This is a genomic window from Zoogloea sp., assembly GCF_041914405.1.
Taxonomy (GTDB): domain Bacteria; phylum Pseudomonadota; class Gammaproteobacteria; order Burkholderiales; family Rhodocyclaceae; genus Zoogloea.
Genome location: NZ_JAYSDK010000032.1, coordinates 62,794 through 69,443 on the forward strand (window position 1 = coordinate 62,794; position 6,650 = coordinate 69,443).

The 6,650-nt window shown below is 68.0% G+C and carries 5 protein-coding genes; 3 read left to right on the forward strand and 2 right to left on the reverse strand.

The window, feature by feature from the left end; genetic code table 11:
- Positions 1–5 precede the first annotated feature (5 nt).
- Positions 6–2,933, reverse strand: a complete 2,928-nt coding sequence (locus ACE3RX_RS17970; protein WP_374486343.1) for an HD domain-containing phosphohydrolase — start codon at positions 2,931–2,933, stop codon at positions 6–8.
- A gap of 18 nt (positions 2,934–2,951) precedes the next feature.
- On the reverse strand, positions 2,952–3,974 hold the full coding sequence (locus tag ACE3RX_RS17975; RefSeq protein WP_374486344.1) for an AraC family transcriptional regulator: 1,023 nt from the start codon (positions 3,972–3,974) through the stop codon (positions 2,952–2,954).
- 250 nt (positions 3,975–4,224) lie between these two features.
- Here ACE3RX_RS17975 and ACE3RX_RS17980 point away from each other — a divergent pair, with 250 nt between their 5' ends.
- The 3 genes from ACE3RX_RS17980 to ACE3RX_RS17990 form a co-directional block, all read left to right on the forward strand.
- Complete coding sequence (locus ACE3RX_RS17980; protein WP_374486345.1) at positions 4,225–4,989, forward strand: 3-hydroxyacyl-CoA dehydrogenase; 765 nt, start codon at positions 4,225–4,227, stop codon at positions 4,987–4,989.
- Positions 4,990–5,085: 96 nt separating this feature from the next.
- Positions 5,086–6,273 carry an acetyl-CoA C-acetyltransferase gene (locus ACE3RX_RS17985; RefSeq protein WP_374486346.1) on the forward strand — a complete coding sequence of 396 codons (1,188 nt, stop codon included), beginning with the start codon at positions 5,086–5,088 and terminating at the stop codon, positions 6,271–6,273.
- 16 nt (positions 6,274–6,289) lie between these two features.
- On the forward strand, positions 6,290–6,650 hold a 361-nt coding region (locus ACE3RX_RS17990; RefSeq protein WP_374486347.1), incomplete at its 3' end, for an acyl-CoA dehydrogenase family protein.

Genomic DNA, 6,650 nt, shown 5'->3' on the forward strand with positions numbered 1-6,650 from the left:
TCTTCTCAGCCCTGCGCCAGCAGCGCCGCCTCGTCGACCTCGTCGATGCACTCCGGCTGCATGAAGCGCAGCGCGTAGTCCCGATACACTCCCGCCCGCACGAACAGCGCGAACAGTTCCGCGTCTATGTGCGCAGCGTCGCGCATGCGCGCCATGATCGCCATCGCCTCCGACAGGCGCTTGCCGCGCTTGTAGGGCCGGTCCACCGCGGTCAGCGCCTCGAAGATGTCGGCGATCGCAATCATCCGTGCCACCGGGCTCATCTCTTCCCGGCGCAGGCCGCGCGGATAGCCGCTACCGTCCATCTTCTCGTGGTGCCCGCCGGCGAGTTCCGGTACCGCCTTCAGGTGCCGCGGGAAAGGCAGCGCGGCAAGCATGCGGATGGTCTGCACGATGTGTTCGTTGATCTTGTAGCGGTCCTCGTCGGTGAGGGTGCCACGGGCCACCGACAGGTTGGCCAACTCGCCGCGGTTGTAGAGCAGCTCCGGCACTGCCATCCGGAAGCCCCACGGGTTGTCTGCCGCGATCCGCTCCTCGGGCCGGCGCTCGATGCGGTGCTCGGGCTTGTCGGAGAGCAAGGCCTCCTGCACCGGTAGCGGTGTGGCCGGCTTGCGGCGCCGCTCGTCCTCCGAGACCCCGAGCCGGTCGTCAAGGGTGCGCAGCCAGGTCCGCCCGGCGATCTGACGCAGGCGCTCGATACGCTCCGGCGCCATCATCTCGCCGCCCTCGTTGCACGAAGCCACGAAGGCGAACTCCTCGTCGAGCTGCGCCCATTCATCGGCCAGCCGGGCACTCGCCTCAGCGGCGTCATCCCCATCGGCGATGGCCCGCCAGCAGGCGACCTGAGCATCACGCTTGAGCACCTCGAAGCGCATTCGAACCTCATGGATGCGGTCGTAGATCGTTTCCAGCTTGGTAGCCTTGTCCACCACGTATTCAGGCGTGGTCACCTTGCCGCAGTCGTGCAGCCAGGCCGCGATATGCACCGCTTCCCACTCCTCTTCGCTGAGGCAGAAGTCGCGGTACGGGCCGTCGGTTGCCGCGCAAGCCGCCCGCGCCAGCATCTTCGACAGCTCTGGCACCCGCGCGCAGTGGCCACCGGTGTAGGGGCTCTTGGCGTCGATGGCGCCAGCCAGCAGCCGGACGAAGGACTCGAACATCTGCTTCTGGGCGTGGATCAGACCCCGCGTCTCGACGGACACCGCCGCCGAGCCGGACAGCGCCTCGACGAAATGCACCAGGTCAGCGTCCGGCTCCCGCGCGAACCACAACACCAGCAGGCCCAGGCGCTGCTGCTTGCGGTCGAGCAGCGGCACCGCCAGATAAGCCAGCGTGCCCTCGCCGATGGCCTCGCACAGGCCGGTGCAACTGCGCCCGGCACCATGCCCCGAGCGCAGCTCACCGACGGCGGAGCGGGCCCCCGCGGGCACCAGCCCGGCCATCGCCTCGCCCGGCGGAGCCACAGGCATCGGCAGGCTGTTGCCGTCAGCACCGCGCAACGCAACCGCATCCAGCCCGTCGCCGCTGTCACCGTCCCTCGCCAGGTAGAGCACCCCGGCCCGCGCGCCGACCACCGCCAGCGTCTCGTCCACCAGGCGCGGCAACAGACGATCGAAATCCGACTCCTCGGCAATCAGCGACGCAATATCGAGAAAACGCCGCACTGCGCCCTTCATCGCCCCCAGGTCCGCCGCCAACTCATCCACCTCGCGCACCACGGAGCGGGTTTGCACCGCTCCGGCAAAGTCGAAGCGGCGGATTGCCGCCGTTTCCGCCGCCAGTTCACGGATCGGCCGGGCCACCAGGCGGGCCGCCCAGTAGGTCAGCGGCAGCGCCAGCAGCACCACCAGCAAGGTCGCGGCGATGGAGCTGTCGCGGATTTCCCGCGCCTCGGTGAGCAGTTCATCGTCGGGAATCGCCACGCCGAGGAAGACCGGGCGCCCCCCCTGCAGGGACAGGCGTGCCACCGCCCCATGCCAGCTGCGCCCAGCCGCTTCGAAGGCAGTCAGCGGCAGGTCGCCAGCCCGCTCAAGGGCCGGCATCCGGCTGACCAGTGCCGCCAGCCCGCCGCCATCCAGCGTAGCGAGCAAGGGCCGCTCGACCGCTCCGCCAACGACGCGGGGCTGCCAGCCCGGCTCCGAGTAAGCGATGACCCGCTGGTCCTCATCGAACATCACCAGATGCGAACCCGGCGTGATGCGTTGGTGGCGCAAAGTGTCGTCAAGGGTGGACAGGCGGATGTCGGCGCCGACCACCGCACGGCCCGACTCGGCACGCCGGGCCAGGGTCACACCGAGCTTGCCCGTCGCCGCAAACAGATAGGGCGCGGTCAGCACCGAGTCGCGACTGCCCATGGCCTGCGAGTACCAGCCACGCCGGCGCGGATCGTAGCTGCTCGGGTAGTCAGGGCGCTCCCGCAGCTTCAGCTCGGCCAGTTCGTCGTCAAGGAAGATGAAGCCCCCGTCCTGGCCGGCGATGCTCTGGATCACGTAGGCGGCCCGCGGTGGTGCGCCGAGCAGGCGCCGATCCTCGTCGCTGGTGAAGCGCATCAGCAAGAAGAAGTCGCCGGTGGCATAGCCGACGTAGAAGGAGCTCACCGCCGGCGTGGCCAGCAGCGCCTCGCGCAGGACTGCCAGGCTCTCGCGCCGCTCGACCAGCGTGCCGGCCCGCACCAGCGGCTGCAACGCCAGCAGGCGCAGGCTTGCATTGACGGGCTGCAACAGGCTCTCGGTGTCGACCACCGTCTGGTGCGAGATGCGCCCCATCAGGTCGCCCGCAGCCCGTTCCAACATGTCCGCGCTGCGCGTGTAGGACAGCCAGGCGATACTGCCGCCGGCAAGCAGCACCAGCACGAAGAACAGGGTCGAGATGTGGATGTGCAGCGGCCAGCGGAAATGGCGCGCCGACCTGCTGGATTGGGTTTCGGCCGCCATCTGGGTGCTCGCTTTCCGCTAGTGTCCGGCGAGGGCGCGCCGGTATTCGCCCGGCCGTGCGCCGGTCCACTTCTTGAACGCCCGGTGAAACGCACTGGCCTCGGCAAAGCCCAGCTCCAGTGCGATGTCGAGCACCGACTTGTCCGAATGACTGAGCTGGCTGATGGCCAGGTCGAGGCGCAGGTCGTCCTTGATCGACTGGTAGGACTGCCCTTCGTCGAGCAGGTGGCGGCGCAGCGTGGACACCGAGAAATGCAGCTGCTGGGCCAGGGTCTCGAAATCCGGCCATGCATCCGGCGGCATCCGCCGCAGGCGGCGCCGGATGCGCGCCACCAGCCCTTCGCTGTTACGGTACTTGACCAGGAAATTGGCCGGCGCGCTGCGCAGGAAGAGCTTCATCGTGCGTTCGCTCTGCACATTGGGCATGTCGAGGAATTCGGCCGGGAAGGCGATCTCGGTACGCGCGCCGCCGAAACCCAGGTCCGGCGAGAACAGGACCCGCCACTCGGCACTGAAATCCGGTTCGTCACAGCGAAAGCGCGCGTAGCCCAGCGGGATGCGCCGCCCGATCAGCCAGCAGGCCAGGCCATGCAGAATGATCAGGAAGGTGCCGTAGGCGAAGGCCCGCCGCGGCTCGGCCAGCCGGTCGATGATCTCGACTCGGGCGGTTTCGCCATCACGCACCAGCACGCCCTCCAGGTCATCGAGGAGCAGGCGGAAGAAGCGCAACGCCCGGCGCAGCGCCCGCTCCAGCGTGTCGCAGTGGATCACGCTGTGGCACAGCAGCGTGAAGCTGCCAGCCTTCATGCGATGGGAATCCATGCCGAAAAACTCGTCGTCCATCGCCTGCGCGATGAGGTGCCACAGCACCGCGAAGTGCTCCGACGACACCCGCGCTTGCGGTGCGTTGAGAAGCTCCGGCGAGATGCCGGCCTGGTTCAGCAGCGCATCCGCGTCGATGCCGCGCGCGCGAACTTCCACCAACGCTTCATGGACGAAGCCGATGGAGATCGTGCCCTTGTCGGACGTGGGTTCGCTCATGGAAATCCGGCCGGAAACAGGGATAAGGAAAAGAGTCGCGACGCAGGACCGGAAGCACGCCCCGGCCGGCCTGCCGGAACCGCGCCTCGCCGCGCCGCACGGGGCTTTGCGCCTTGTCGATGTGGCAAATTCTATCATTCACATTGAGCGTTTTAGGCATGGAAGCCAGCGGGGCTTGTGCCTAGACTGCGCCCCACATCGTGTCCGCCCCGGCGGACCCTTCAGCCGACAGCAACGAGGAGAGAGATAGATGGAAATCCAGAACAACGTATTCGTGGTGACCGGTGGTGGTTCAGGCCTGGGGGCAGCGACCGCGCAGATGATCGTCGCCAAGGGCGGCAAGGTCGTGCTGGCCGATGTGAACAAGGAAGCCGGCGAAGCCAAGGCCCGCGAACTGGGCGCCAACGCGCGCTTCGTCGCCACCGACGTGACCGGCGAGGATAGCGCCAAGGCCGCCTTCGCCGCCGCCGTCGAGCTGGGCACCCTGCGTGGCCTGGTGAACTGTGCCGGCATCGCCCCGGCCGAGAAGGTCGTCGGCAAGGAAGGCGCCCACAAGCTGGAGTCCTTCGCCCGCACCATCAACATCAACCTGATCGGCACCTTCAACATGACTCGCCTCGCCGCGGAGATCATGAGCAAGAACGAGCCCAACGCCGGCGGCGAGCGTGGCGTGATCGTCAGCACCGCTTCGGTGGCCGCTTTCGACGGCCAGCTCGGCCAGGCCGCCTACGCGGCGTCAAAGGGTGGCGTGGTCGCCATGACCCTGCCGATCGCCCGCGAGCTGTCCCGCACCGGCATCCGCGTGATGACCATCGCCCCCGGCATCATGGAAACCCCGATGCTGCTCGGCATGCCCGCCGAAGTGCAGGAAGCCCTCGGCAAGATGGTTCCCTTCCCCTCCCGCATGGGCAAGCCGGCCGAGTACGCCGCGCTGGTGGAGCACATCTTCAGCAACAGCTACCTGAACGGCGAAGTGATCCGCCTCGACGGCGCCATCCGCATGGCCGCCAAGTAAGCCGCCCGCGCCGGCTCAGGTCGAATGAATTCGACCCCACAGATGAGCAGGCCCCCGCGACGTAACAGCCTCCACCGAATTCAGAAAGGTTCCACCATGAGCACCAACGACCCGATCGTCATCGTCTCCGCCGCCCGTACCCCGATGGGTGGCTTCCAGGGCGACTTCGCCAGCCTCACCGCTGCCCAGCTCGGCAGCGCAGCCATCAAGGCCGCCGTCGAGCGCGCCGGCATCTCCGCAGAAGCCGTCGAAGAAGTGATCTTCGGCTGTGTGCTGCCCGCCGGCCAGGGCCAGGCGCCGGCCCGCCAGGCTGCGCTGGGCGCCGGGCTGCCGCTGTCCACCGGCTGTACCACTGTCAACAAGATGTGCGGCTCCGGCATGAAGGCCACCATGCTCGCCCACGACCTGCTGCTGGCCGGCACCAACGAGGTGATGATCGCCGGCGGCATGGAATCCATGACCAACGCCCCCTACCTGCTGCCCAAGGCCCGCGGCGGCTACCGCCTCGGCCACGGCCAGGTGATGGATCACATGTTCCTCGACGGCCTTGAAGACGCCTACGAGAAGGGCCGCCTGATGGGCACCTTCGCCGAGGACTGCGCCGGCAACTACGGTTTCACCCGCGAAGCGCAAGACGCCTACGCCATCGCCTCGACGACCCGCGCCCAGGCCGCCATCAAGGACGGCTCCTTCGAGTGGGAAATCACCCCCGTCACCGTTGCCGGCCGCAAGGGCGACGTGACCATCACCAGCGACGAGCAGCCGCCGAAGGCCAACATCGAGAAGATCCCCAGCCTGAAGCCGGCCTTCCGCAAGGACGGCACCGTGACCCCGGCCAACTCCAGCTCCATCTCCGACGGCGCCGCCGCGCTGGTGCTGATGCGCGCCTCCACCGCCGCCGCCAAGGGCCTCCAGCCGATCGCCAAGATCGTCGGCCACAGCACCCACGCGCACCAGCCGAACCTGTTCGCCACCGCCCCGGTCGGCGCCATGCAGAAGCTGCTCGCCAAGACCGGCTGGACCACCGCCGACGTGGACCTGTGGGAGATCAACGAAGCCTTCGCCGTCGTCACCATGGCCGCCATCCACGACCTAAAGCTGGACCACGCCAAGGTCAACATCCACGGCGGCGCCTGCGCCCTCGGCCACCCCATCGGCGCTTCCGGTGCCCGCATCATCGCCACCCTGCTCGGCGCCCTGAAGAAGACCGGCGGCAAGCGCGGCATTGCCAGCCTGTGCATCGGCGGCGGCGAAGCCACGGCCCTGGCCGTCGAAATGCTCTAAGGAAAGGACACGCACGATGATCCTCACCCAAGAACAGGAAATGATCCGCGACTCCATGCGTGCCTTTGCGCAGGAGCGCCTCGCCCCCTTCGCCGCCGAATGGGACAAGAGCCACACCTTCCCCGCCCAGGCCCTCAAGGAACTCGGCGAACTCGGCGCCATGGGCATGGTGGTGCCCGAGGAGTGGGGCGGCGCCGGCATGGACTACATGAGCCTGGTGCTGACGCTGGAAGAGATCGCCGCCGGTGACGGCGCCACCTCCACCATCGTCTCGGTGCAGAACTCCCTGGCCTGCGGCATCACCCAGAAGTACGGCACCGACGCGCAGAAGGAAGAATGGCTGAAGCCGCTGGCCCGCGGCGAGAAGCTCGGCTGCT